Source organism: Pseudomonas spirodelae, from assembly GCF_034653255.1.
GTDB classification, from domain to species: domain Bacteria; phylum Pseudomonadota; class Gammaproteobacteria; order Pseudomonadales; family Pseudomonadaceae; genus Aquipseudomonas; species Aquipseudomonas spirodelae.
The window spans coordinates 39,620-65,967 of record NZ_JAYEET010000058.1 but is presented as its reverse complement, the minus strand read 5'-3'; the positions used below and the strand labels follow the sequence as shown (position 1 = coordinate 65,967).

Genomic DNA, 26,348 nt, shown 5'->3' with positions numbered 1-26,348 from the left:
GATTTCAGCAAGTCGCAGTTACAGCGACAACTCAAGGCACTAGGCCAACAACCGCGTCACGCTTTGAGCTTATCGATTGGCCAACCCGACAGTTTTGCCAGCGCGGCTTTTCTGCCGATCGACGACCCAACAGGGCAATTACTGGCATGGCGCGAATGCCTCGGTGAGCACACTCGTGAAGTTCGCCAAAGCCCCTACCACGCCCATATCACCCTGGGCCTGTATCAGCGGAGCGCTGATGCCGCATTGATTCGTCAGCGTCTAGATGCGCTGAGTGAGTTCAGCCCACGCTCGCTCAAGGTTAATACCCTGCAGTACGGCCACTACCGCGCGCGCCAGCTATTCAGCACGCTGCGCATCCAGCACAGCCTGCACCTCGGCGACTGAGGCTAAACCTAGCGGCATAAAAAAACCGGCCCCTTGGCGGGGGCCGGCTTTTCAACTCACTACAGGCTTACAGCGGCTTGCCGCGATTGCCGTGCTGCGCCACAAAGTTTTGTACGGTTTTCAGGTCATTGGCCAGTACCGTGCAGCGCTCATCACGCTCGAACAGATCCGCCAAGTGCGCAGGTAGCTCAGGTGCCTGGCCGACGCCGGCTTTTTCCACCGCCTCGGGGAATTTGACCGGATGCGCCGTACCAAGGATCACCATCGGCGTGGCCAAGCTGCGGCGGCACTCACGGGCCGCACGCACGCCAATCGCGGTGTGTGGATCAAGCAGTTCGCCGCACTGGTTAAACACCTCAGTGATGGTCTCGCACGTCTGTGCGTCATCCACGGCCAGGGAGTCAAACAGTTTGCGCGCCTCGGTCCAGCGATCCTGGTCGACGCTGAAACCGCCGCCCTTCTTGAAGTTCGCCATCAACTCAGCAATCGCCGCACCGTTGCGGCCGTGCAGGTCGAACAGCAACCGCTCGAAATTCGACGAAACCATGATGTCCATGGACGGCGACAGCGTCGGATGCAGAGTGTCCTTCACATACTGATTGCCACTCATAAAGCGGTGCAAGATGTCGTTGCGATTGGTCGCAACGATCAGCTGGCTGATCGGCAGACCCATGTTGCGCGCCAGGTAGCCGGCGAAGATGTCACCGAAGTTGCCGGTCGGCACCGAGAACGCGATGGAGCGCGCTGGACCGCCCAGCTGCAGGGCTGCATGGAAGTAGTAAACGATCTGAGCCATGATCCGCGCCCAGTTGATCGAGTTAACCGCGACCAAACGGGTGCCCTTGAGGAAACTCTGGTCAGCGAAGCTGTCCTTGACCATTTCCTGGCAGTCATCGAAATTGCCTTCGATGGCGATGTTATGGATGTTGTCACCGAGGATGGTGGTCATCTGCCGGCGCTGCACCTCAGACACACGGTTGTGTGGGTGCATGATAAAGATGTCGACGTTATCGCAGGCCTTGCAGCCCTCGATGGCGGCCGAACCGGTATCACCGGAGGTCGCCCCCATGATCACCACACGCTCGTTGCGCTTGGCCAGCACGTAGTCGAGCAAACGGCCGAGCAGTTGCAGAGCGAAGTCCTTGAAGGCCAGGGTCGGGCCGTGAAACAGCTCCAGCACCCACTCGTTGCCGTTCAGCTGACGCAGCGGCGCCACGGCGCTATGGGCGAATACACCGTAGGTTTCTTCGAGGATCTTTTTGAAGTCAGCATCCGGAATGCTGCCGGTGACGAACGGGCGCATCACACGGAAGGCCAGCTCGTGGTACGGCAGGCCAGCCCAAGAAGCGATTTCTTCCTGAGTGAAGCGCGGCAGGTTTTCCGGAACATACAGGCCGCCGTCGCTGGCCAGACCAGCCAGCAGCACGTCTTCAAAATTCAGGGCCGGTGCCTGGCCACGGGTACTGATATAGCGCATAGGAACAAACCTTCGGTTGAATCTTTAAGAGCCGCAGCTGCCTGCTGCACCTGCGGCCAGAGGCGGATTAGTTCAACTGCTCGACGCGGATACGCACAACACTGCCGACCACATCTTCAAGCGCCTCAAGGGCACTGATCGCCTCGTTGATTTGTGCTTCGACCACGCGGTGGGTGACTAGGATCATCGGCACCAGGCCGTCTTGCTCCTCGACTTCCTTCTGCATGATCGACTCGATGTTGATCCCGCGTGCCGACAGGATGCTCGCCACCTGAGCCAATACGCCCGGATGATCCTTAGCCTGAATGCGCAGGTAATAGGCGCTTTCACTGGCTTCGATCGGCAGAATCGGGTGATCGGACAGCGAGTCGGGCTGGAACGCCAAGTGCGGTACGCGGTTGGTCGGATCAGCCGTCAGCGCGCGAACCACATCAACCAGATCGGCGATGACCGATGAAGCCGTCGGCTCCATGCCGGCGCCAGCACCGTAATACAGGGTGCTGCCGACCGCATCACCATTGACCATCACGGCATTCATCACGCCATTGACGTTGGCAATCAGGCGGTCAGCCGGAATCAGTGTCGGGTGCACGCGCAACTCGATACCGGCCTCGGTACGGCGCGCCATACCCAGGTGCTTGATGCGGTAGCCCAGCGCCTCGGCGTAGTTCACGTCCGCAGTGGTCAGCTGGGTGATGCCTTCGGTGTAGGCTTTGTCGAACTGCAGCGGAATACCAAAGGCAATCGAGGCGAGAATGGTCAGCTTATGCGCCGCATCGATGCCTTCAACGTCGAAGGTTGGGTCAGCTTCGGCGTAACCCAAAACCTGTGCCTCAGCCAGCACGTCCGGGAAGGTACGGCCCTTTTCGCGCATTTCGCTGAGGATAAAGTTACCGGTGCCGTTAATGATCCCGGCAACCCAGTTGATGCGGTTAGCCGCCAGGCCTTCACGGATCGCTTTGATCACCGGAATACCGCCAGCCACAGCCGCTTCGAAAGCGACGATCACGCCCTTCTCGCGGGCACGGGCGAAGATCTCATTGCCATGCACGGCGATCAGCGCCTTGTTGGCCGTGACCACATGCTTACCGTTGTCGATGGCCTTGAGCACCAGCTCCTTGGCCAGGGTGTAACCGCCGATCAGCTCGATAACGATATCAATCTCAGGGTTGTTCACCAGCTCGAATACATCGCTGGTCATGCTAATACCGGTCGTATCGTACTGCGGCTTGGGCGAACGAATGGCGATCTGGGCGACTTCGATACCGCGCCCTGCGCGCCGGGTAATTTCCTCGGCATTACGCTTGAGTACATTCAAGGTACCGCCACCGACGGTACCTAGCCCACAGATGCCTACTTTCACCGGTTTCACACTGAACTCCCCATCTGCATGCGTAAAACGACCGGAGCAAGCCCGGTCTTAGAAAAAGAGCCGCACCATACGAAGCGGCTGTTTATTAGTCAATCAGCGACAAGGCTCAGATCACTTGGACTCGAGAGCGATTTTCGCCAACTGCGGCGCCGGCTGGTAGCCGGGAATGATCTTGCCATTGGCCAAGACGATGGCCGGCGTACCACTGACACCGATCATTTGCCCCAGCGCGTATTGCTTGGCAATCGGGCTGTCGCATTGCGCATCATCCACGCCCTGGCGGCTTTTCGCTCGGTTCATGGCCGCCTGGCGGTCTTTGGCACACCAGACATTCGACAACTCTTTGGCCGCTGCGCTTTGCAGCCCCTGGCGCGGGAAGGCCAGGTAACGCACCTCAATACCCAAACGATTCAGCTCAGGTACTTCGCTGTGCAGTTTCTGGCAATAGCCACAATCGGTATCGGTGAATACGGTGATATGGGTTTTCGGCTGCTTGGGCGCGAACACCACCATTTCTGACGCTGGAATGGCCTCCATAAGCTTGACCACACCACGGCTCTCGGCCGCTTCAGTCAGGTTCACCGGTTTGCCATCTTTGACCTGAAACAGATACCCCTGCAACAGGAACTGGCCATCGGCACTGGTGTACAACTGCCGACCACCGGCCAGCTCGACCTGATAAACACCAGGCATAGGGCTTTCGGCAATGGCTTCAATCGGCAGAGCCGGATCGATAGCCTTGAGGCTATTGCGGATGGCCTGATCGGCGTCGGCAGCAACACCCACGCCGCTAATCAGCCCCAGAGCCAACGCCACAACAATGCGGTTAAAACGCATACAAACTCCTGGCAAAAAACCATCTAACGAGGGATGCGCGCAGCCTACCATAGAAGCCCACACAGACCGACCACAGCAGGCCAGACGGCGCGCTCAGCCACGCGGATGGTGCTGCGCATGCAACTCCTGCAAGCGTGCACGGGCGACGTGGGTGTATATCTGGGTGGTCGACAAATCGCTATGCCCCAAGAGCATCTGCACCACGCGCAGATCCGCGCCGTGGTTAAGCAAATGCGTGGCAAAGGCATGGCGCAGGGTATGCGGCGACAGGCTCTTGGCAATCCCCGCAACCTTGGCCTGGTGCTTGATGCGGTGCCAGAACGTCTGCCGCGTCATTTGCTCGCCACGCAGACTGGGAAACAGCACATCACTGGGCTTGCCATCCAGCAGAAACGGCCGCGCCTCCTTGCTATACCGTTCAATCCAGACAATCGCCTCTTCACCCAGCGGCACCAGTCGCTCCTTGCTGCCTTTACCAAACACCCGCAGCACGCCCTGACGCAAATTGACCTGCTCCAGAGTCAAACCAATCAACTCACTGACGCGTAGGCCGCAGGCATACAGCACTTCCAGCATGGCGCGATCACGCAGACCGATGGGGGCGTCCAGCTCCGGCGCTGCCAGTAAAGCCTCAACATCTGCCTCGGACAACGACTTGGGCAGCGGCCGCCCCAGCTGCGGCATATCCACCTGCAGGGTCGGATCACGACCGATCAACTGCTCACGTACAAGAAACCGATAGAAGCCACGCAACCCTGACAACAGCCGGGCGGTAGAACGCGCCTTGTAACCTTCATTTAAGCGCCAGGCCAGGTGATCGAGAATCAGCTCACGCCCGACATCCGCCAGCTGCACATCACGCACCTGCAACCAGCCATGAAACAACGCCAGATCACTGCGGTAAGCCGAGCGGGTATGCGCCGATAGCCCCTTTTCCAGCCATAGGGACTCAACAAAACGGTCAATCAAGGGATGGTCGATGGCAGGCATGTAGAACTATTACGATAGAAAGAGGGTTAGTCTTCCACAGCTTGGCCACGCAGGGCCAGGTATCCAATCGCAAGGACCCTTGATGAACGAACAACATATGCTCATGGCCTTCGCCGCCATCGGTGCCAGCGCCCTCGCCTGCCAGTGGCTGGCATGGCGTTTACGCCTGCCGGCCATTTTATTTCTGCTGATCGCCGGCATCCTGGCCGGCCCAATCTTCGGCTGGCTTGACCCACAAGCCCTGTTCGGCGATTTGCTGTTCCCACTGGTATCGATGGCCGTGGCGCTGATTCTATTCGAGGGCAGCCTAACCCTGCATTTATCGGAGTGGCGCGAGATTGGTAGCGTGGTCCGGCGCATGGTGACGATTGGTGCACTGGCCACCTGGGCCGTGATCGCCGCCAGCACGCATTACCTGCTCGGCTTTAGCTGGGAGATGGCCCTGCTGTTCGGCACCTTGACCCTGGTCACCGGACCAACCGTGATCGTACCAATGCTGCGCGTCGTACGCCCTAAAGCCTCGATTGCCAACATCCTGCGCTGGGAAGGCATCGTGATCGACCCGATTGGCGCATTGCTCGCCGTTGTGGTGTACAGCTTTATTATTTCCAGCAGCGAGGGTAATGGCTGGCACACCGGCCTGCTCACCTTCGCTGGCGTTATCGCCTGCGGCAGCCTGTTCGGGATTGCTGCTGGCTGGGCGCTCGGTACCGTCTTAAAGCGCCAATGGCTGCCGGATTACCTGCATAACCTGGCGGTCTTAGCCACGGTACTGGGGGCATTCATCGCCGCCAACGAAGTCATGCATGAGTCTGGCCTGCTCGCGGTAACCCTGATGGGCATGTGGCTGGCCAATATGAAGGGCGTCGACGTGCGGCATATCCTGCACTTCAAGGAAAACCTGAGCGTCCTGCTGATTTCCGGTTTATTCATTCTGCTGGCCGCACGACTCGACCTGAATGCCCTGCTCGCCCTCGGCCCTGCGGTATTGGTATTGCTGCTGATCATTCAGTTTGTCGCACGCCCGCTGAATGTCGCGCTGTCGACCTTCGGCTCCAGCCTTAACTGGCGCGAGCGCGCACTGCTGGCCTGGATTTCGCCACGCGGGATTGTCGCTGCAGCTGTATCGGCCATCTTCGCCATCCGCCTCGGCGAGCTGGGCTACGAAGGCGCAGAACTGCTGGTACCACTGACCTTTGCCGTGATCATCGGCACGGTTGTACTGCAAAGCGCCACGGCACGGCCACTGGCTAAGCTGCTGAAAGTCGCAGAGCCGGCACCCACTGGCTTTCTAATCGTCGGCGCCAACCCCGTGGCCCGCGCAATCGCTACAGCGCTGCAAGGCCTCGGCAATCGCGTGCTGCTGTGCGACTCCAGCTGGGAGAACATCAGTACAGCGCGGATGAAGAAACTCCCCACTTACTTTGGCAACCCCACCTCACAGCATGCCGAAGCCCACCTGGATCTAGTCGGCCTCGGCCACCTGCTGGCACTGTCACCCTCCAGCGAACTGAACGCGCTAGCTTGCATGCACTTTCGCCACGATTTTGCCGCGAAGCGCCGCTTTACCTTGCCCAGCGGCACAGAAAGTCGGCGCAGCGATAAACACCGCAGCCGCGACGCCGTGCGCGGCCGTCCCCTGGGCAGTCAGCCACTGAGTTTTCCGCAGTTCGCCAGCCGCCTCAGCAAAGGCGCCGAGGTGCGTACCACGACCCTCACCAGCACCTTTGATTGGCCGGCCTACCAGAGCCTGCATGGCGAGCGAGCCGTAATCCTGCTTGCTTGCGACCCCAGCGGCTGGATACATGTCGCCACCCACCCCCTTGAGATCGTGCCCGGGCCGGATTGGACCCTAGTTGCACTGATTGATGAGGAACAAGAGGCTTCCCGGTAGGCGAGTCGCCACTCAGGTAGGCGCTGAGGCTTGCGAGAGCCTCAGCGCCTAAACACCGCCAACGCTAAGCGCGCTGGGTAGCCAACCGGCACAGCGCGAGTAAGCGGCCTAAGGTGCTAAAGCACCAATACCGGCACGGGCTTCTTCTGCTCGTCAATTGCCACAAAACTGAACACACCGGTGATTGCTCGCTCGCGGGCATCGCTGCTCATGCTCTCGACAAACACCTCAACCTCAACCTTAAGGCTGGTGTTACCCACCGCGATGACCCGACCAATCAGCTCGACAATTGAGCCCGCTGGAATCGCATGCTTAAAGTCGATCCGATCTGACGAGACCGTCACCAACGGCAAGCGGCAAAAACGCGTAGCCGCGATAAACGACACCTCATCCATCCAGGCCAATGCCGTACCGCCAAACAGGGTGTTGTGATGATTAGTCGTCGGCGGGAACACCGCCTTGGTTACGCGTGTTTCCGAAAGTACTGTACGCCGCTGTATTTCTTGCTCTCTTGGACTCATGCCACGACTACCTGATCAAACCCAATGCGCCGCCACTGCGCGGCGAGCTCGCTCAAGCATTGCGCGAACATCTTGCCTGCACGTCTCACTGCGCAGCAGCGCCATAAACGAAAAAAGCAGCCCGAAGGCTGCTTTTTTTGGAAAACTGAGGCTTAGCCCAGTTTTTCCTTGATGCGCGCTGCTTTACCGGACAGATCACGGAGGTAGTAAAGCTTGGCTTTACGCACGTCACCGCGACGCTTAACAGCCAGGCTATCAACCAGTGGGCTGTAAGTCTGGAAAGTACGCTCTACACCAACACCGTTGGAGATTTTACGAACAGTGAAAGCACTGTTCAGACCACGGTTACGCTTGGCGATAACAACGCCTTCAAACGCCTGCAGACGCTGACGGTCGCCTTCCTTTACTTTTACCTGAACGACAATGGTGTCGCCCGGTGCAAAAGGAGGGATTACTTTGCCCATCTGCTCAGCTTCGATCTGCTGAATAATCTTGTTGGTCATGCTGCGCTCCTAAGACTGGCCTTGGCCGGTCATCGATACATTAACTATCGTCCCGCTGGCGGACGTATTCCTCCAGCAGCTTCTTCTCTTCTCCAGAAAGCGAGCGGCTTTCCAGAAGATCAGCGCGGCGTTCGTGCGTCCGACCAAGGGACTGCTGCAAACGCCAACGCCGGATGTGCTCATGATTGCCACTCAGCAATACATCAGGAACACGTTTATCCGCATACACCTCCGGGCGAGTGTAGTGCGGGCAGTCGAGTAGACCATCCGTAAAGGAGTCCTCCTCGGCCGAACTTGCATGACCCAATGCACCAGGCAAAAGGCGCGTTACCGCATCGATCAGCACCATGGCCGGCAGCTCACCGCCGGATAGGACGTAGTCCCCAATCGACCATTCTTCATCGACATGCGCCTCAATAAAGCGCTCATCAATGCCTTCGTAGCGACCTGCGATGAGGATTAACGCCTCAACGTTTGCCAGTTCGCGTACTGCTGACTGCGTCAGCTGGCGACCTTGCGGCGAGAGGTAAATCACCTTCGCTTTTTCACCTGCGGCGTGCTTGGCATCGAGCAAAGCATCCTCAAGCGGCTTGATCTTCATCACCATGCCAGGGCCACCACCAAAGGGCCGATCATCCACAGTGTGGTGACGGTCAGTGGTGTAGCTTCGCGGGTTCCAACAGGTCAGTTGCAACAACCCCTGTTTCACCGCACGGCTGGTAATGCCGTAATCGCTGATAGCGGTAAACATTTCCGGGAACAGCGTAATGACTTCAACGCGCAGATTAGGCATCAGGCTTAAAAGTCCGCATCCCAGTCGACCCGCATTTCGCCAGCACTCAGGTCAATCGACAGCACGCATTGCTCGGTATAGGGCAATAGGCGCTCGCGACCATCCAGGCTGTCGGTGCAGGGTTTAACCACCATCACATCGTTGGCTCCGGTTTCTAACAAGTGATCAACCTTGCCGAGCAATTGCCCTGCTTGATCGATAACCTTGAGACCTTCCAACTGGTACCAGTAGTACTCACCGGCAGTTAGCTCAGGGAACAGGTTGCGCGGCACGCAGATCTCATAACCGGAGAGAAGACGCGCTTCTTCACGATCATCAAGACCCTTGAGCTTCGCGACCAGGAACTTGTCATTCCCGCGCCCGCTGACCAGCTCGACCTGTTTGACACTGCCTTCGCGCCTAAGCGTCCAGGACTTGTACTGCAACAGGTTTGCAACAGGATCCGTAAAGGAATACACCTTCACTTCACCGCGAACGCCATGTACAGAGTAAATCTTGCCGATAACAATCAAATCATCGGTAGCAGCAGGCGTCGCGCTCATATTGCTCAGGCCGCAGCCTTAGCAGCGTCCTTCAACAACTGGGCAACACGATCAGAAGGCTGCGCACCAACGCTCAGCCAATGGGCCAGGCGATCTTGCTTCACGGACAGGCGAACTTCCTGACCACGAGCGATCGGGTTGAAGAAACCGATCTCTTCTTTGTGCGCGCCGTCGCGTGGGTTGCGGCTGTCGGTCACGTTAATCTTGTAGAACGGGCGCTTTTTGGAGCCGCCAAGGGCAAGACGAATGGTTAGCATGTGAACATAGTTCCTGTAGTCGGTGCTGCAAATCTAAATGCACAGCGGGCATAGGTGCCCGAAAGGCCGCATATTCTAAGGAATATCCGGACTTTTGCAAATGGCTTTTTCAGGCGCCTAGGCTTGTGCAATCTAGATTTGCTAGAGGCCGCTATCCAAACCGGCCAGCCAGCTCCCGCAAAAGGCGGGTTTACTGTATATCCCCGCCTTCAGCGGGGACTGCGCCGACATTGCTGCCGACGCGGATTCCTTACATTTTCGGCATACCGCCTGGCATCATCCCGCCCATGCCACGCATCATCTTGGCCATACCGCCTTTGGCAGTGAATTTCTTCATCATCTTCTGCATTTGCTTGTGCTGCTTGATCAAGCGCCCGATGTCCTGCACTTGAGTGCCGGAGCCCATGGCAATGCGGCGCTTGCGCGAACCACTGATCACATCAGGATCACGGCGCTCTTGAGGCGTCATAGAGTTAATGATCGCCTCCATTTGCTTGAACTGTTTCTCAGCCGCGCCCTGGGCATTACCCATTTGCGCCAGATTGACACCGCCCATCTGTGGCAGCTTGTCCATCAATCCACCCAGACCGCCCATATTCTTCATTTGCTGCAGCTGATCACGGAAGTCTTCGAGGTCGAAGCCCTTACCCTTCTTCAGCTTCTTGGTGAGCTTGTCGGCTTTTTCGCGGTCCAGGGTTTGCTCGGCCTGCTCGATCAAACTGAGCACATCGCCCATACCGAGGATGCGCGAAGCAATACGGTCTGGATGGAAAGGCTCCAGCGCCTCGGTTTTCTCACCCATACCGATGAACTTGATCGGCTTACCGGTGATGTGCCGAACAGACAACGCCGCACCGCCGCGGGCATCACCGTCGACCTTGGTCAGCACTACGCCGGTTAACGGCAGCGCATCATTGAAGGCCTTGGCGGTATTAGCGGCGTCCTGACCGGTCATGGCATCGACCACGAACAGGGTTTCAACCGGATTAATCGCCGCGTGCAGCGCCTGGATCTCCGCCATCATCTCGGCATCAATAGCCAGACGACCGGCGGTATCGACGATCACCACATCAATAAACTTGAGCTTGGCTTCCTTGATCGCCGCCTCGGCGATATCCACCGGCTTCTGACTGAGGTCGGAGGGGAAGAAGGTCACACCAATATCGTGAGCCAGGGTTTCCAGCTGCTTGATCGCCGCCGGGCGGTACACGTCCGCCGACACCACTAGCACGGTCTTTTTCTTGCGCTCTTTAAGGAAGCGCGCCAACTTGCCGACCGTGGTGGTCTTACCCGCACCCTGTAGACCCGCCATCAGCACGACAGCAGGCGGAACGGCATTCAGCGCCAAGTCTTCGTTGGCGGCGCCCATCAGCTCTTCGAGCTCGGCGCGGACGATCTTCACGAACGCTTGACCCGGGCTCAGGCTTTTCGACACTTCGGTGCCGACCGCGCGATCTTTGACCTTATTGACGAAGTCCTTAACCACTGGCAAGGCAACGTCAGCCTCAAGCAAGGCCATGCGCACTTCACGCAGGGTGTCCTTGATGTTGTCTTCGCTCAGCTTGGCTTTGCCAGTGACATTTCGCAGGGTCTGCGAGAGGCGGTCAGTCAGATTTTCGAACATGCGCGTTCCTTTCAGGCTCAAGCGAACCGAGGGTGGGCTTGCAACAGGTCGCGGATTATAGCGAAGACTGCAGAGCACCGACACCGCCAGACGCTTTCGTGGCGCACAGGATGTATGCCACACTGGCCGCCTTTCGGGTTTGCTTGACAAGGATTTATGCACCCACTGCTACCCAGCCTCGCTGCTGCCTGCCTCTACGCCGGCGCCGCACTCTATCAAGGCCTGCGCCTGCAACAGCGCAGCACATCCAACAAGCGCCTGCTGATTGCACTCGGCACATTGGCTTTGCTTCTGCACGGCAGCAGCCTGTTTCTGCAGATGTTTGATGCCAGCGGCTTGTCGCTGGACTTCTTTAAGGCCGCCAGCCTGATTGCCGCCGCCGTTATTCTGCTGACCCTGTTGGCCTGCGCGCGTATACCGGTGGAAAACCTGCTACTGCTGCTATTCCCACTGGGGGTGATCACCGTCTTGCTCGCCCAGTTCATGCCCAGCGGCACCACCCAGGCTATCAACGAGGCGCCGGGTATAATTGCCCACATCCTTTTGTCGATTACCGCCTATGGCATGCTCACCATTGCGGTGTTCCAGTCACTGCTGCTGCTCTTGCAAGATCACCAACTCAAGCACAAACACCCCTCCGGACTGATCAAAAACTTCCCTCCGCTGCAAACCATGGAAAGCCTGCTATTCAGCTTCCTCTGGGCTGGCTGGGCGTTACTGTCACTCTCGCTGCTGTCTGGCGCACTGTTTATCAGCGACCTGTTTGCTCAGCACCTAGTGCACAAAACCATCCTCTCGTGCTTTGCCTGGGTGGTCTTTGCCGTACTCCTGTGGGGCCGCCACCAACTCGGCTGGCGTGGCCATAAAGCCATTCGCTGGACCCTGGCGGGCTTCTGCCTGCTGATGCTGGCCTATTTTGGCAGCAAGCTGGTTCGCGAATTTATCCTGCACATCTGAGACCCCTTCCGTGGACGACCTTCAATCCAGCTACCTGCTTGGGCTGCTGATTTTTTTGATTCTTTGCTCGGCATTCTTCTCCAGTTCGGAGACCGGCATGCTCAGCCTCAATCGCTATCGCCTCAAGCACATGGCCAAGGAAGGGCATAAAGGTGCCAAGCGCGTGACTGCCCTACTAAGCCGTCCAGATCGCCTGCTCGGCACCATTCTGGTTGGCAACAATGTGGTCAATATTCTCGCCGCCTCCATCGCCACGGTATTGGCCGTCGACATGTGGGGCGAAGCCGGGATCGCGATTGCCACTGCCGGTCTGACCATCGTGGTGCTGATTTTTGGTGAAATCACTCCCAAAACATTGGCTGCCCTGCGCCCAGAGCTGGTGGCGTTTCCCGCCAGCCGCGTGCTGCAGTTGCTGCAGCGCCTGCTTTACCCGGTGGTCTGGACGACCAGCACGATCAGTAATGGGCTGCTGCGCTTGCTTGGCGTCGACCCTTCACTGCGCGCCAGCGACAGCCTGTCCACCGAAGAGCTACGCAGCGTGGTGCGCGAGTCCGCCGTTGGCATGCCGAAAAACCGCCAGAACATGCTGCTCGGCATCCTTGACCTTGAGCGGGTGACGGTGGATGACATCATGATCCCGCGCAACGAAGTCACCGGCATCAACCTTGATGACGACCTCGAAAGCATCATCAGCCTGCTGACCAACACCACGCACACGCGCCTGCCGGTGTTTCGTACGGACATCAACCAGATCGAAGGCATCGTGCACATGCGTCAGATTGCCCGCCTGCTGTCGCACAACGAGCTGAGCAAAGAGGCGCTACTGGCAGCCTGCAACGAACCGTATTTCGTCCCGGAAGGCACACCGCTGTCGACGCAGCTGATCAACTTTCAGAAGCAGAAGCGTCGGATTGGTATCGTCGTCGATGAATACGGCGACGTGATCGGCATCGTCACCCTGGAAGACATCCTCGAAGAAATCGTTGGCGACTTCAGCAATCAAGACACCCTGCGCAGCCCGGATATTCACCCCCAGGAAGACGGTACTCAGGTGATCGATGGCGCCGCTTATATCCGTGAAATCAACAAGGCGCTGGACTGGCACCTGCCTTGCGATGGCCCCAAGACCCTCAACGGCCTGGTAACCGAAGCCCTGGAAAGCATCCCCGACAGCGCCGTATGCCTGAAGATTGGCCCGTACCGCCTGGAGATTCTGCAGTCCTCAGAGAACCGGGTAAAAAGCGTACGCGCCTGGCAGGCCAAGCCTAAGGCGCACAGCGGGCCGCCGGCGCAAGACTGACGGCCAACCCTTGCGCCCACACGCGATAGCCCAGACTTGACGGGTGATAACCATCACGCGCCAGGTACTCGGCAGAAAATTCCAGGTCAACCGTGTGATGGCTCGCCCCTACGCTCACCGCCAACTGACGTAAGCGCGTATCCAGCAAACCTGCGCGTAGACCAAGCAAGCGCCGCAACAGCCAGGGCAACGCAGTAAAATGCTGCAGCGGCGGCACGCTACTAAACGCCACCGTGGTTCCGCGCGCCGCCAGCGCCTCAGCCATGCTGCCGAGCGCCACCTCCCAATGCGCCAACGAGGTCAAATGCGTGGTGTCGTTAACACCAAACACCAACAGCGCCAGATCAAAGGACTGATCCAGCACTTGCGGCAGTAAGCGCTCACGCGCTTGCTCAGCGGTAATACCGTTCTCGCCACAAGCCTGCCAGGCTACCGGCCGACCTTCACGTGCCGCCAACGCCGAGGCTAGCTGCCCGACTAACGCCGCCTGCAGCTGATCAACCCCTACGCCGACAACGGTCGATTCACCCAGCACCAGCAGGCGCAACGGCTCGCCCGGCAACGCCTGGCCCGCCACACCACGCGACAATCCGGCTGCTGGCGGTAAACGCAGCGCTTTACGCCGCGTATATACAGCCAACGGCAGCGCCACCGGTGCCAGCAGCGTAAAACCTAGCCACCATGCACCGGCGCGCCAAGCGCTCACAGTTCGACCTGAACCGCCTGCGCCGCACGCGTAGCCTTGGCCCGCGCCGCCGACAATGATTCATCACGCGCCAACGCCACACCCATGCGCCGCTGACCGCTGACTTCTGGTTTGCCGAACAAGCGTAGGGCGGTATCTGGCTCGGCTAGAGCGGCTGCCAAATTGCCAAAACTGACCTGCTGCGACTCGCCCCCAACCAAGACCACTGCAGACGCCGACGGGCCAAACTGGCGAATCGCAGGGATTGGCAAGCCGAGAATGGCACGCGCATGCAGGGCGAACTCGGACAGGTCCTGAGAAATCAGCGTGACCAAACCGGTGTCGTGCGGGCGCGGAGAGATTTCGCAGAACCACACCTGATCACCTTTAACGAACAACTCAACGCCAAACAACCCGCGACCACCCAGTGAGCCGGTGACCGCCAGGGCAATGCGCTCGGCCTCAGCCAGCGCCTTGGCGCTCATCGGTTGTGGCTGCCAGGATTCCTGGTAATCACCCTTGACCTGACGGTGCCCGACCGGCGCGCAGAACGTGGTGCCGCCACTGTGGCGCACAGTGAGTAGCGCGATTTCATAATCAAAATCGATAAAGCCCTCGACGATCACCCGCCCTTTGCCGGCGCGCCCACCCGCCTGGGCGTAATTCCAGGCCGGCTGCAGGTCATCAATGCTCTTCAGGACCGACTGGCCCTTGCCGGAGGAACTCATGATCGGTTTGATCAGGCAGGGAAAGCCAATAGCCGCAACCGCTGCCTGGCACTGCTCGAAAGAGTCGGCAAACTGATACGGCGAGGTCGGCAAGCCCAGCTCTTCGGCGGCCAGGCGGCGAATGCCTTCGCGGTTCATGGTCAGCTGCGCGGCGCGAGCACTGGGAATCACGGTGAAGCCTTCGTTTTCCAGCTCAACCAGGGTCGCGGTAGCAATGGCCTCAATTTCCGGCACGATGTAGTGCGGCTGCTCCAGCTCGATCACTGCACGCAACGCGTTACCGTCGAGCATGTCGATCACATGGCTGCGGTGCGCCACCTGCATGGCTGGCGCATTGGCGTAACGATCCACGGCAATCACTTCAACGCCCAAGCGCTGCAGCTCAATCGCCACTTCCTTGCCCAGCTCACCAGAGCCGCACAACAGCACACGGGTCGCACTCGGCGACAAAGGGGTTCCGATACGGGGCATGGAAAATCCTCAAACGAACAAATAGAAGGCGGTATTACAACAAGATGCCTTGGGCCTGGGCGCGCTCATGGCAATGCAGCAGCACCTGGCGGCGCTCAGCATTGTCCATTTGGCCCCAACGGGTAATTTCGGCGACTGAGCGCTGACAGCCGATACACAGGTCTTGATCATCCAGTGCACAGACATGCACGCAGGGTGAGGCAACCGGACGCTCCTGTTCCATCAGTCATCCTGCTCTGACAAGTCGCGGGCGTAACGCTGAGCGTTGTGCACGTAATGCGCGGCGCTGGCTTCAAGCATTTTCTTTTGCGCCTCGGTCAGCTCACGCACCACTTTGCCCGGCGAGCCCATGACCAGCGAACCATCGGGAATTTCCTTGCCTTCACCGATCAGGCTATTGGCGCCGATGATGCAGTACTTGCCGATTTTTGCGCCATTGAGCACCACCGCATTGATGCCGATCAGGCTGTAATCGCCCACCGTGCAGCCATGCAGCATGGCGTTATGGCCGATGGTTACGCCAGTGCCAATAGTCAGCGGGAAGCCCATATCGGTATGCATCACCGTGCCGTCTTGCACGTTGCTGTTCTCACCGACATGAATCAGCTCGTTGTCACCGCGTAACACGGCGTTGAACCACACGCTTGCGCCCGGCTCAAGTTTGACCTTGCCGACCAGGGTGGCATTAGGCGCGACCCAGCTATCGGCATGGGCGTCTACGTGGGACTGGCCCAATCGATATTTCATGCGTTATTCCTCATCCCACGGTCATGTGAGCTTGATGAAGTGCTCGGGCGGCTGGCGCATATCGATATGCACATCGTCGAACACCAGGTTGACCAACTCGATCAACATGATCGCCGTCAGCCCCCAGATTTTATATTCGCCGTAGCGGTAACTCGGCACATACCAGCTGCGACCGAGGTAATCGATACGGTGAGTGGTTTCCCGCGGGTCATCACGAAAGAATGCCAGCGGCACGGCAAACACGGCGGCAATCTCGCCATCATTGGGCTTGTACTCGACAAAATCCGGCACCAGACCGACATAAGGCGTGACCTGAATACCATGACGCGAGACCAAGGTACTGAGCGGCCCAATGATCTCGACCAGCCCAGGCGGCAGGCCAATTTCTTCCTCGGCCTCGCGCAAAGCAGTCTGCACCAAATCCGCATCTTCCGGATCACGCCGCCCACCGGGAAAGGCCACTTCGCCACCGTGGGTGGACAGGCCGCTGGCGCGCAACGTCAGCACCACTTCCGGCTCGTCACTGCGGGTGATGGGCACCAGCACTGCAGCCTCAGGGTAGCGTGTGTCGATCGGCATATCCTGCGGGCTATAGCCACGCATGCGAAGGAGCAACTCTTCCAGCATGGGGATTCTCGGTGTTTTATTCTGCCGCCGATGATGGCACGAAAGCAGCGCATGGCCCAAGCCCCACGCCGCCGACTGCCATCATTCAGGCGCTCGATAAGCCTGCCTTCAAACGCTTGCCGAGCACCCGCTGCGCACGCCAAGATAGCCCATACGCAACGAGGATCTGGCATGAAGTTCTGTAGCAACTGTGGCGGGTCGATCAGTTACCACATCCCGCAGGGTGACAACCGCTTGCGCCACGTCTGCGCGCAATGCCAGATGGTGCACTACCAGAACCCGCGAATCATAGCCGGGTGCCTGCCGGTATGGGGCGAACAAGTGCTGCTGTGCCGACGCGCCATCGAGCCACGACGGGGCTACTGGACCCTGCCGGCCGGCTTTATGGAAAACGGCGAAACCCTCGAACAAGCCGCCGCCCGCGAAACCCATGAAGAAGCCTGCGCCCGGGTGCGCGACCTCAGTCTCTACACTCTGTTTGACCTGCCGCACATTAACCAGGTGTACATGCTGTTTCGCGCAGAGTTGGTCGACCTGAACTTTGCCCCCGGCGAAGAAAGCCTTGAAGTTGAGCTTTTCCATGAGCAGAACATCCCCTGGTCAGAGCTGGCTTTCCCGACCATCGGGCGTACCTTAGAATGCTACTTCGCCGACCGCCTTACGCAGCACTACCCGGTCCGCAACGAGCCGCTTGAAGCCTTGCGCGCACATTACAAGAAAGCCTTTTGATTCATGGAAAATACGATGCGCTGGTTGTTCGCCCTACTCTGCCTGACCGCTACTCTGACTGGCCAAGCCAGCACCACCCCGACACTTAACGGCAAAATCATCGATAAGGTCTTGGTGGTTAAATCCGAACGCACGCTGCACCTGATCAGCCGTGGCGACACCCTCAAGTCCTACCGCATGTCACTGGGCAAAAAGCCTGAAGGCGCCAAACAATACGAAGGCGACATGCGTACCCCAGAGGGTTTTTATTGGATCGACTGGCGTAAGACTAGCGACAAATACAACCTCTCCATGCACATCTCCTACCCAAACGCGCGCGACCAGGCGCAAGCCCGCGCCAAGGGCATATCGGCCGGCGGCATGATCATGATCCACGGCACGCCGCTGGATGAGGAATACCCCGAGTGGTTCTTCCACACCTTGGACTGGACCGAAGGCTGCATCGCCATGAAGAACACTGATATGCGCGAAATCTGGAGCCTGGTTAAGGACGGCACACTGATCGAAATCAGGCCCTGACCACCAGATGAAAAGGCACCTTCGCGGTGCCTTTTTACGCCTTAGAACTGAATATCAGACAGCCGCCACACCTCAAAGGCCGGCGTTTCGTATGGATGCTGCTGTTTCATGGCCTTAACCGCCGCATGAATCAGCTCATCAGCCACGACCATCTCGACTTTCCATTCCATGACCTGCTCGACCCGCCCCAACTGGCCGAGAAATGGCTGACTGCCGTCCAGCGCACGAAACTGGCCCTGCCCCAAGATTTGCCAGCAACACTGGTCATAGTGACCAATGCGTCCGCCACCGGCGCTGAACACCGCACTCTTAACGCATTCCAGGTGCGTTTCAGGCACATAAAAGCACAGCTTGTACATTAGGGTCTCCCCCGCAAAGGCATATAAAAGCGTGGCGACAAGACCACTGCGCATGAGCGTTTTTACTGACTGAATCGGCGCAACCTACGCCCGTAAAATCAGAGGCGCTCAACACATCAGCGCAAACAGCAACGGCACCACACCAGTTAAACCCCACGCCAAAATCGCCACCAACGGTCTTTAAGACTCCTTACCGGCGGATGATGACTGCCATCACAATAGGGTAGACGGTGCGACAAACCGCAACGGCAAAGCAGCAGGAATTGCTCACGCTCAGGCAGCAGTTCAAGTTTTTCGGGGCACGCACAAACACAATCAGGAAGCTGGGACGAACGCCCGCAGCGGCACAGCTGTAAGGTATCGCCAGGTTTAACCTGGCGCACCTCAGGTAAAACGGGCGCAGGCTTACTCAACATAAGCCCGCGCCACGTGGATCAATCCACCCACACACGCGCGTTGCGGAACATCCGCAGCCAGCCCGCATCGTCCTGCCAGTCATCCGGTTTCCAGGAGTTCTGTACGGCGCGGAAGACGCGCTCCGGGTGCGGCATCATAATGGTCACGCGACCGTCGCGACTGGTCAGGCCGGTAATCCCGCGCGGCGAACCGTTAGGGTTGGCCGGGTAGGTTTCAGTGACCTTGCCGTGGTTGTCGATAAAGCGCATCGCCACGCAGCCGGACAGGTCGGCTTCGAGCAGGGCTTCCTCGCTCTCAAACTCGGCATGGCCTTCACCGTGAGCGATGGCGATTGGCATGCGCGAACCGGCCATGCCCTGCAAGAAGATCGAGGCTGACTCTTGCACCTGCACCATCGCCACACGCGCTTCGAACTGCTCCGAACGGTTGCGCACGAAGTGCGGCCAGAACTCGCTGCCCGGGATCAGCTCGTGCAAGTTGCTCATCATCTGGCAACCGTTACACACGCCCAAGGCGAAGCTGTCCTTGCGCTCGAAGAAGGCTTGGAAACCATCACGCGCCCGGCTGTTGAACAATACTGACTTAGCCCAGCCTTCGCCGGCGCCGAGTACGTCGCCGTAGGAGAAGCCGCCGCAGGCAACCAGGCCCTTGAAGGCGTCCAGGCTGACGCGACCGCTGAGGATGTCACTCATGTGCACATCAATCGCATTGAAGCCGGCGCGATCGAAGGCAGCCGCCATTTCCACCTGACCGTTAACGCCCTGCTCACGCAGTACAGCGATCTGCGGACGCACACCCTTACGGATATACGGCGCGCTGATGTCCTGATTGACATCGAAGCCAAGCTTGACCGACATACCGGGGTTATCTTCCTCCAGCAAGCCATCAAACTCTTGGTCAGCGCACTCAACGTTATCGCGTAAACGCTGGATCTGATAGCTGGTCTGCGCCCACTGACGCTGCAGTAGATGGCGCTGGCCAGCGAAGACCGGCTGACCACTAAAGTTGATCGCCACGTCATCACTGTTGACCGGCTGACCGATCACCGCCACGCAGTCACCCAGACCCGCCGCACTAAACTGCGCCAGCACCTCCGGCGTGGCGTCCTGGTGCACCTGAATCACTGCGCCCAACTCTTCGTTGAACAGCACAGCCGCCAGCTCAGCACTTTCGGCAGCCAATGCATCGAGGTACAGGTTGAGGCCGCAATGACCGGCAAACGCCATTTCCAGGGCAGTAACCAGCAAACCACCGTCAGAACGGTCGTGGTAAGCCAGGATGTGACCGTCGGCGTTCAAGCCCTGAATCACTGCAAAGAAAGCCTTGAGGTCTTCGGCGTCGTCGACATCCGGGGTCTGGCTGCCGAGCTTGCTATAAACCTGGGTGAGGATCGACGCCCCCAGACGGTTCTGCCCACGACCGAGGTCGATCAGGATCAGATCAGTTTCGCCCTTATCCATACGCAGTTGCGGGGTCAGGGTTTTGCGAATATCGCTGACCGGCGCAAAGCCGGTCACCACCAAGGACAGCGGCGAGGTCACGCTCTTGTCAGCACCCGCGTCCGTCCACTGGGTCTTCATCGACATCGAGTCTTTGCCCACCGGAATGGTGATACCCAGCTCCGGACACAGCTCCATGCCCACCGCTTTAACGGTGTCGTACAGGCGCGCGTCTTCACCCGGATGGCCCGCAGCGGACATCCAGTTGGCCGACAACTTGATATCGCTGATGGCATTAATCCGCGAAGCCGCCAGGTTGGTCAGGGTTTCACCAATCGCCATCCGCCCGGATGCAGCCGCATCCAGCAGCGCCAGCGGGGTGCGTTCACCCATGGCCATGGCCTCACCGGTGTACACATCAAAGCTGGTGGCAGTAACGGCGCAGTCAGCCACCGGTACCTGCCAAGGGCCAACCATCTGATCACGCGCCACCAAACCGGTAATGGTGCGGTCGCCGATGGTGATCAGGAAGCTCTTGCTGGCCACCGCCGGGTGATGCAGAACGCGGGTGACCGCTTCATCGATCGCCAGGGTGCTGGCATCAAAGTCATCACCCAGCTCATTTTCACGCGTGGCCGAGCGGTGCATGCGCGGGGCTTTGCCCAGCAGCACGTTAAGCGGCATGTCCACGGCATTGTTGCCAAAGTGGCTGTCAGTCACGGTCAGGTGAGCTTCTTCAGTGGCCTCACCGACTACGGCAAACGGGCAGCGCTCACGCTCACAGATGGCTTTGAAACGCTCGAAATTGGCAGCATCCACCGCCAGCACGTAGCGCTCTTGGGATTCGTTACTCCAAATCTCGTGCGGCGCCATGCCCGGCTCATCATTCGGCACGTTGCGCAGCTCGAAGCGGCCGCCACGACCGCCATCGTTAACCAACTCAGGGAAGGCGTTGGACAAACCGCCGGCACCGACGTCGTGGATAAAGGCAATCGGATTACTCTCACCCAGCTGCCAGCAACGGTCGATAACTTCCTGACAGCGACGCTCCATCTCCGGGTTTTCGCGCTGCACCGAGGCGAAATCCAGGTCTGCAGAGCTGGTACCAGTGGCCATCGACGAAGCAGCGCCGCCGCCCAGGCCGATCAACATGGCCGGGCCACCGAGCACGATCAGCTTGGCGCCGACGGTGATGTCGCCTTTCTGCACATGTTCGGCGCGGATGTTGCCCATGCCGCCCGCGAGCATGATGGGCTTGTGGTAACCGCGCACTTCTTCACCGCGCGGGGTCTGGATCGCCTGCTCGAAGGTGCGGAAGTAACCGGTCAGAGCCGGACGACCGAACTCGTTATTGAACGCCGCGCCACCCAGCGGACCTTCAATCATGATATCCAGCGCGGTAACGATGCGCTCAGGCTTGCCGTACGGCACTTCCCACGGCTGCTCGAAACCCGGAATTTGCAGGTTGGAGACGGTGAAGCCGGTGAGCCCTGCCTTTGGCTTGGCGCCGCGGCCGGTGGCACCTTCGTCACGGATCTCGCCACCGGAACCAGTGGCAGCCCCCGGGAACGGCGCAATCGCTGTTGGGTGGTTGTGAGTTTCCACCTTCATCAGGATATGCACCGGCTCCTGTACCGCGCCGTACTGACGGGTTTCTGGGTCCGGATAGAAGCGCCCGGCGACGTTGCCGACGATCACCGAGGCGTTATCCTTATAAGCCGACAACACACCGTCGCTGTGCATCTGGTAGGTGTTTTTGATCATGCCGAACAGGGATTTCTCCTGGCTCTGGCCATCAATATCCCAGCTGGCATTGAAGATTTTGTGGCGGCAATGCTCGGAGTTAGCCTGGGCGAACATCATCAGTTCGATGTCGTGCGGGTTGCGCCCCAGTCCATTGAAGCTTGTTACTAGGTAATCAATTTCGTCTTCGGCAAGGGCCAGGCCCAGCTCGACGTTCGCCAGCTCCAGCGCAGCGCGACCGCCACCGAGAATATCCACCGCGGTCAGCGGCTTGGGCTGCGCATGGCTGAACAGTGCGGCGGCGCCTTCGAGATTATCCAGCACCAACTGAGTCATGCGGTCATGCAGCAGATCAGCTACCAGCTGCGCCTCGGCGGCATTTAGCTCGCCGCTGACGTAGTACGCCAGGCCACGCTCAATGCGCTGAATCTTCGCCAGGCCACAGTTACGAGCGATGTCGCTGGCCTTGCTCGACCATGGCGAAATGGTGCCAAAGCGCGGAATGGCCAAGAACAGGCGGCCAGTTGGCTCCTGCACCGGCACACTCGGGCCATATTTCAGCAAACGGGCCAATACCTGCTCTTCGTCGGCACTCAGAACACCGGACACTTCGGCGAAGTGCGCGAACTCGGCATACAGACCGGTGACCGCAGGAACCTTACTGGTCAGTTGTTCAAGCAATTTGCCGTGACGGAAAGCAGAAAGGGCGGGAGCGCCGCGCAGGATCAACATCGGGGACAGCCTCTGGGAAGGGGTGTACTTTGAGGCCGTGTATTCTAGCCTAAAGCGTCGCCAACGGCACCCGCGAAGGCCTGCCTCTGTTAGCGCCACATGACAAAGCCAGGCACCCGCTTAAATGCCTCACCACCTGTACCATTTTGCTAGCAGAGAAGCCTTCCGCTGTCGATATATGGCGCGACCCATGCTTTGCGTATACTGCGCCAATGTTTGCCCAATCTGCGTTCCGTGTGCGCCGCGCCTGCTGGCTGTCGGTGATCGGAATCCTCCTGGTGCTCGGCGGCTGTGCTGAAGAACCCAGCACACTCGAGCGCGTTCAGGCGGAGGGTGTACTGCGGGTGATCACCCGTAACAGCCCGGCCACCTACTTCCAGGACCGTAACGGCGAAACCGGCTTTGAATACGAGCTGGTAAAACGCTTTGCCGACGACCTGGGCGTTGAGCTAAAGATCGAAACCGCCGACAACCTCGACGACCTGTTTACCAGCCTGAACAAACCTAACGGTCCGGCTCTGGCCGCTGCCGGCTTGGTAGAAAGCGACGGACGGCAACAGTACGCACGCTTCTCCCTGCCCTACCTCGAAGTCACGCCGCAGGTGATCTACCGCAACGGCGAACAACGCCCGACTCGCCCCAGTGACTTAGTCGGTAAGCGCATCCTGGTACTCAAAGGCAGCAGCCATGCCGAACAGCTGGCAGCGCTCAAACTGCAACTGCCTGAGCTGACCTACGAAGAATCCGCCGCCATTGAAGTCGTCGACCTGCTGCGCATGGTTGATGAGGGGCAAATCGATCTAACCCTGGTCGACTCTAACGAGCTGGCCATGAACCAAGTCTATTTTTCCAACGTACGCGTGGCCTTTGACTTTGGCGATTCGCAGAACCTGGCATGGGCTACCGCACCCGGCGTGGACAATAGCCTGCTCGATGAAATCAATGTCTTCATCATGCGCTCGCAAAAAAATGGCAGCCTAAAGCGCCTGAAGGACCGCTACTACGGCCACGTTGATGTACTCGGCTATGTTGGCGCCTACACCTTCGCCAAACACCTGCAGCAGCGCCTGCCTCGTTACGAAAAATACTTTCGCGAAGCCGCCAAGGTCAATCAGGTGGACTGGCGCTTACTCGCCGCCATGGGCTATCAGGAATCACTCTGGCAACCCACCGCAACCTCGAAAACCGGCGTCCGTGGGCTGATGATGCTGACGTTGCGCACCGCCCAGGCCATGGGCGTTTCGGATCGCCTAGACCCCAAGCAAAGCATTCAAGGCGGCGCCAAATATATTGTGCACGTGAAGAACCAGCTGCCCGAAAGCATTCTAGAACCCGACCGCACCTGGTTTGCCCTGGCCTCGTACAACGTCGGTGGCGGGCACCTGGAAGACGCCCGCAAGCTCACCGAAGCCGAAGGGCTCGACCCGAATAAGTGGCTTGATGTGCAGAAAATCCTGCCGCGCCTGGCGCAGAAGCAGTGGTACAGCAAGACCCGCTACGGCTATGCCCGCGGCGGTGAGCCGGTGCATTTTGTACGCAACATTCGCCGTTACTACGACATTCTCACCTGGGTAACCCAGCCGCAGCTGGAAGGCTCGCAAATCGCCGAAAGCAACCAACACGTACCGGGCATCGATAAAAGCCAGCCCATTCAGCAGACGCCGCCGCTTTAACGCTGCTCGCGCCGTGCCTTGAAGAAGGCACTCAGTACCTCGCCGCACTCCTGCGCCAACACCCCACCCTCAACCAACACCCAGTGGTTGAGAAACGCCTGATTAAAGAACTCGCCTCGGCTCAACGCCACACCCGCCTTGGGCTCAGTTGCGCCAAACACCACGCGCTGCACCCGCGCATGCACAATTAAACCGGCGCACATGCTGCACGGCTCCAGCGTCACATACAGCGTACTGCCCGGCAGCCGGTAGTTATCCACGGCCTGCGCGGCAGCGCGAACCGCCACCATTTCGGCATGCGCACTCGGGTCATGGGTGGAGATCGGACAATTAAACCCGCGCCCGACAATCACCCCACCCTGCACCAGCACCGCGCCGACCGGCACCTCGCCCAGCGCCGCACCTTCGGCGGCCAGCGCCAGCGCCTCACGCATAAAGTGTGCATCCTGGCTGCGGTCAACAATCAATGGACGGCGCATCAGGCCACCTCAATCGCGGCCATCAGGCCGGTTTCCATGTGGTCAATCACATGGCAATGGAACATCCAGATTCCCGGGTTATCAGCGACAAACGCGATACGCGCCACTTCATTTTTGCCCAGCAAATAGGTGTCGGTGAAATACGGAATGATCTTCTTGCGGTTGGATGAGATGACTTTGAATGCCAGCCCGTGCAAGTGAATCGGGTGCAGGTACTGCGCCATATTGCGCAGCTCGAAGATGTAGTGACCATCTTTCTTCAGACTGGCAATCGGCCGATCAGCACAGGTCTTGTCGTTGATATCCCAGGCCTGACCGTTGATCTGCCAGTACTTGGCCGGGCCGTTATCCCCCTCACTGACCAAGCGCGCCGACCACTCAAAGTTAAACCGCAGCACCTCGGCGCGCTCAAGGTCAGGCTCCGCCACAGGATTAGCCGGCAGCTGCGCCGGCCACGCGCCGGCAGCCTCAACACTGGCCACGCTTTTCAGCGTCGCCAAGCGCAGCGGACCATTGCGCAGCGACAACTCCACACCCGCCTCAGGCACACGCACCGCCAGGTCGATACGCATCCCCGGCCCTAACCAATATTCCTTACCCAAAGGCCGCGGCTCAATCGGGTGGCCATCCAGCGCATACAAGCGCGCCTCGGCGCCCGGCAGGTTGAGCCTGTAGGTCACGGTGTTATCCAGATTCAACACCCGCAGCCGCACTACCTGCCCAGCAGGCAACTCAAGCACAGGGACGGGTTTGCCATTGATTGTGGTGAGCCGACCACGCGTGCCCTCACGCGCCGCCTCACGCGGCACGCTGAATGCAGTGAAAGCACCCTGCTCATCGACATGCCAAGTTTTCAGGCTGAGGGTGCGCTCATGGGCAAAGCCGGTGGGCTCGCGCTCTTCGACAATCAACGGGCCGACCAGACCGCGCCCAAGCTGCTCGGCGCTGCTCAGGTGCGGGTGGTACCAGAAGTTGCCGGCATCTTCAGTCTTGAAACGGTAATCAAAATACTCGCCCGGCAGCACCGGCAGCTGCGAGACATAGGGCACACCATCCATCTCCAGCGGCAGGCGGATGCCATGCCAGTGAATCGTGGTCGGCTCGTCCAGATGATTGATAAAACGCACCCGCAACCAGTCACCCTGACGCGCGCGAATTTCCAGCCCCGGCACTTGCCCGGCATAGCCCCAGGCCGGGGTGATGTGCCCAGGCACCAGTTCGACATCCAGCGGCGCGGCAATCAACTCGTAATCATGGCTCGCCTGGTTTTCTGCACGCCCCAGCCAGTAACGCACGCCACCGACACCAAGCCCGGCGACGCCCAATGCGCTAAGACCAGCCAGAACCTGCCTGCGAGTAAACGCCATATTCGCTCCCGTGATCCGGATCCACTCCGGAGCAGTAGGCCGCCCGATGCATTTCAGGCAGCTAGTTGCAATATCTTCTCATTTACACCCACAGCAAGGCGAGCCTCGCGGCGCGCGCGATTGCCGCACCCACAGAAACGACAAAGGCAGCTCGCGCTGCCTTTGTGGCGTTTCAACTC

General features: G+C 59.1%; 27 protein-coding genes. 7 read left to right on the top strand and 20 right to left on the bottom strand.

Annotated features, from left to right (window positions below; translation table 11 throughout):
• On the top strand, positions 1 to 387 hold a 387-nt coding region (locus SOP97_RS20095; protein ID WP_322950593.1), incomplete at its 5' end, for a hypothetical protein.
• Between the two features lie 67 nt (positions 388 to 454).
• Here SOP97_RS20095 and thrC read toward each other — a convergent pair.
• The 4 genes from thrC to xerD all read right to left on the bottom strand — a co-directional run bounded on the left by thrC (position 455) and on the right by xerD (position 5,063).
• Positions 455 to 1,864 carry a threonine synthase gene (gene thrC, locus SOP97_RS20090; RefSeq protein ID WP_322950592.1) on the bottom strand — a complete coding sequence of 470 codons (1,410 nt, stop codon included), beginning with the start codon at positions 1,862 to 1,864 and terminating at the stop codon, positions 455 to 457.
• Positions 1,865 to 1,931: 67 nt separating this feature from the next.
• Positions 1,932 to 3,236, bottom strand: coding sequence for a homoserine dehydrogenase (locus SOP97_RS20085; RefSeq protein ID WP_322950591.1), 1,305 nt, complete (start codon positions 3,234 to 3,236; stop codon positions 1,932 to 1,934).
• A gap of 111 nt (positions 3,237 to 3,347) precedes the next feature.
• Positions 3,348 to 4,073 carry a bifunctional protein-disulfide isomerase/oxidoreductase DsbC gene (gene dsbC / locus SOP97_RS20080; protein ID WP_322950590.1) on the bottom strand — a complete coding sequence of 242 codons (726 nt, stop codon included), beginning with the start codon at positions 4,071 to 4,073 and terminating at the stop codon, positions 3,348 to 3,350.
• Positions 4,074 to 4,166: 93 nt separating this feature from the next.
• Entirely contained in the window at positions 4,167 to 5,063 is an 897-nt protein-coding gene (gene xerD, locus SOP97_RS20075) for a site-specific tyrosine recombinase XerD (RefSeq protein ID WP_322950589.1), read from the bottom strand.
• Between the two features lie 82 nt (positions 5,064 to 5,145).
• Between xerD and SOP97_RS20070 the strand changes: the two genes are divergently transcribed.
• Positions 5,146 to 6,957, top strand: a complete 1,812-nt coding sequence (locus tag SOP97_RS20070) for a cation:proton antiporter (RefSeq protein WP_322950588.1) — start codon at positions 5,146 to 5,148, stop codon at positions 6,955 to 6,957.
• A gap of 116 nt (positions 6,958 to 7,073) precedes the next feature.
• Here the strand turns inward: SOP97_RS20070 and SOP97_RS20065 are convergent, their stop codons facing one another.
• The 6 genes from SOP97_RS20065 to ffh all read right to left on the bottom strand — a co-directional run bounded on the left by SOP97_RS20065 (position 7,074) and on the right by ffh (position 11,197).
• A complete protein-coding gene (locus SOP97_RS20065) occupies positions 7,074 to 7,478 on the bottom strand; it encodes an acyl-CoA thioesterase (RefSeq protein WP_274086930.1) in 405 nt (134 codons plus the stop codon).
• A gap of 152 nt (positions 7,479 to 7,630) precedes the next feature.
• Positions 7,631 to 7,981 (bottom strand): 50S ribosomal protein L19, encoded by a 351-nt coding sequence (gene rplS / locus SOP97_RS20060; RefSeq protein WP_274086931.1) that lies wholly within the window; start codon positions 7,979 to 7,981, stop codon positions 7,631 to 7,633.
• 40 nt (positions 7,982 to 8,021) lie between these two features.
• Positions 8,022 to 8,774 carry a tRNA (guanosine(37)-N1)-methyltransferase TrmD gene (gene trmD / locus SOP97_RS20055; protein WP_322950587.1) on the bottom strand — a complete coding sequence of 251 codons (753 nt, stop codon included), beginning with the start codon at positions 8,772 to 8,774 and terminating at the stop codon, positions 8,022 to 8,024.
• 5 nt (positions 8,775 to 8,779) lie between these two features.
• Positions 8,780 to 9,316, bottom strand: a complete 537-nt coding sequence (gene rimM / locus SOP97_RS20050; RefSeq protein WP_322950586.1) for a ribosome maturation factor RimM — start codon at positions 9,314 to 9,316, stop codon at positions 8,780 to 8,782.
• A 5-nt stretch (positions 9,317 to 9,321) separates the two neighbouring features.
• Positions 9,322 to 9,573 (bottom strand): 30S ribosomal protein S16, encoded by a 252-nt coding sequence (gene rpsP / locus SOP97_RS20045; RefSeq protein ID WP_274086934.1) that lies wholly within the window; start codon positions 9,571 to 9,573, stop codon positions 9,322 to 9,324.
• Positions 9,574 to 9,823: 250 nt separating this feature from the next.
• A complete protein-coding gene (gene ffh, locus SOP97_RS20040) occupies positions 9,824 to 11,197 on the bottom strand; it encodes a signal recognition particle protein (protein ID WP_322950585.1) in 1,374 nt (457 codons plus the stop codon).
• A 156-nt stretch (positions 11,198 to 11,353) separates the two neighbouring features.
• Here ffh and SOP97_RS20035 point away from each other — a divergent pair, with 156 nt between their 5' ends.
• Entirely contained in the window at positions 11,354 to 12,154 is an 801-nt protein-coding gene (locus tag SOP97_RS20035) for a cytochrome C assembly family protein (RefSeq protein WP_322950584.1), read from the top strand.
• A 10-nt stretch (positions 12,155 to 12,164) separates the two neighbouring features.
• Positions 12,165 to 13,454 (top strand): HlyC/CorC family transporter, encoded by a 1,290-nt coding sequence (locus SOP97_RS20030; RefSeq protein WP_322950583.1) that lies wholly within the window; start codon positions 12,165 to 12,167, stop codon positions 13,452 to 13,454.
• Here the strand turns inward: SOP97_RS20030 and SOP97_RS20025 are convergent.
• From SOP97_RS20025 to SOP97_RS20005, 5 genes are read right to left on the bottom strand one after another with little or no spacing between them, the layout of a single operon-like run.
• Complete coding sequence (locus tag SOP97_RS20025; protein ID WP_322950582.1) at positions 13,420 to 14,160, bottom strand: SGNH/GDSL hydrolase family protein; 741 nt, start codon at positions 14,158 to 14,160, stop codon at positions 13,420 to 13,422. The genes SOP97_RS20030 and SOP97_RS20025 overlap by 35 nt on opposite strands.
• Entirely contained in the window at positions 14,157 to 15,338 is a 1,182-nt protein-coding gene (gene purT, locus SOP97_RS20020) for a formate-dependent phosphoribosylglycinamide formyltransferase (RefSeq protein WP_322950581.1), read from the bottom strand. The genes SOP97_RS20025 and purT overlap by 4 nt, the downstream gene beginning before the upstream one ends.
• A 34-nt stretch (positions 15,339 to 15,372) precedes the next feature.
• Positions 15,373 to 15,561, bottom strand: coding sequence for a DUF1289 domain-containing protein (locus SOP97_RS20015; protein ID WP_274086940.1), 189 nt, complete (start codon positions 15,559 to 15,561; stop codon positions 15,373 to 15,375).
• Positions 15,561 to 16,085: a gamma carbonic anhydrase family protein gene (locus SOP97_RS20010; protein WP_274086941.1), complete on the bottom strand. Its 525-nt coding sequence runs from the start codon at positions 16,083 to 16,085 to the stop codon at positions 15,561 to 15,563. Before SOP97_RS20010 ends, SOP97_RS20015 begins: the two co-directional genes overlap by 1 nt.
• A 21-nt stretch (positions 16,086 to 16,106) precedes the next feature.
• Entirely contained in the window at positions 16,107 to 16,712 is a 606-nt protein-coding gene (locus tag SOP97_RS20005; RefSeq protein WP_322950580.1) for a CoA pyrophosphatase, read from the bottom strand.
• A gap of 171 nt (positions 16,713 to 16,883) precedes the next feature.
• On the opposite strand from SOP97_RS20005, the gene SOP97_RS20000 reads away from it, so the two are divergent.
• Together SOP97_RS20000 and SOP97_RS19995 are read left to right on the top strand one after the other, a co-directional pair.
• On the top strand, positions 16,884 to 17,441 hold the full coding sequence (locus SOP97_RS20000) for an NUDIX hydrolase (RefSeq protein WP_274086943.1): 558 nt from the start codon (positions 16,884 to 16,886) through the stop codon (positions 17,439 to 17,441).
• Positions 17,442 to 17,456: 15 nt separating this feature from the next.
• The gene (locus SOP97_RS19995) at positions 17,457 to 17,960 is read left to right on the top strand and encodes a L,D-transpeptidase family protein (RefSeq protein ID WP_274086944.1); all 504 of its coding nucleotides are present in this window, start codon (positions 17,457 to 17,459) and stop codon (positions 17,958 to 17,960) included.
• Positions 17,961 to 18,001: 41 nt separating this feature from the next.
• Here SOP97_RS19995 and SOP97_RS19990 read toward each other — a convergent pair whose 3' ends face one another.
• From SOP97_RS19990 to purL, 3 genes are all read right to left on the bottom strand, one after another.
• Positions 18,002 to 18,319, bottom strand: a complete 318-nt coding sequence (locus SOP97_RS19990) for a YqfO family protein (RefSeq protein WP_322950579.1) — start codon at positions 18,317 to 18,319, stop codon at positions 18,002 to 18,004.
• Positions 18,320 to 18,465: 146 nt separating this feature from the next.
• Positions 18,466 to 18,735, bottom strand: coding sequence for a CDGSH iron-sulfur domain-containing protein (locus SOP97_RS19985; protein ID WP_322950578.1), 270 nt, complete (start codon positions 18,733 to 18,735; stop codon positions 18,466 to 18,468).
• Between the two features lie 18 nt (positions 18,736 to 18,753).
• Complete coding sequence (gene purL, locus SOP97_RS19980; RefSeq protein WP_322950577.1) at positions 18,754 to 22,650, bottom strand: phosphoribosylformylglycinamidine synthase; 3,897 nt, start codon at positions 22,648 to 22,650, stop codon at positions 18,754 to 18,756.
• Positions 22,651 to 22,862: 212 nt separating this feature from the next.
• Between purL and mltF the strand changes: the two genes are divergently transcribed.
• On the top strand, positions 22,863 to 24,323 hold the full coding sequence (mltF, locus tag SOP97_RS19975; protein WP_274086947.1) for a membrane-bound lytic murein transglycosylase MltF: 1,461 nt from the start codon (positions 22,863 to 22,865) through the stop codon (positions 24,321 to 24,323).
• Here mltF and tadA read toward each other — a convergent pair.
• A complete protein-coding gene (gene tadA, locus SOP97_RS19970) occupies positions 24,320 to 24,802 on the bottom strand; it encodes a tRNA adenosine(34) deaminase TadA (protein ID WP_322950576.1) in 483 nt (160 codons plus the stop codon). The genes mltF and tadA overlap by 4 nt on opposite strands.
• Positions 24,802 to 26,169 carry a multicopper oxidase family protein gene (locus SOP97_RS19965; RefSeq protein ID WP_322950575.1) on the bottom strand — a complete coding sequence of 456 codons (1,368 nt, stop codon included), beginning with the start codon at positions 26,167 to 26,169 and terminating at the stop codon, positions 24,802 to 24,804. The genes tadA and SOP97_RS19965 overlap by 1 nt, the downstream gene beginning before the upstream one ends.
• Positions 26,170 to 26,348 lie beyond the last annotated feature (179 nt).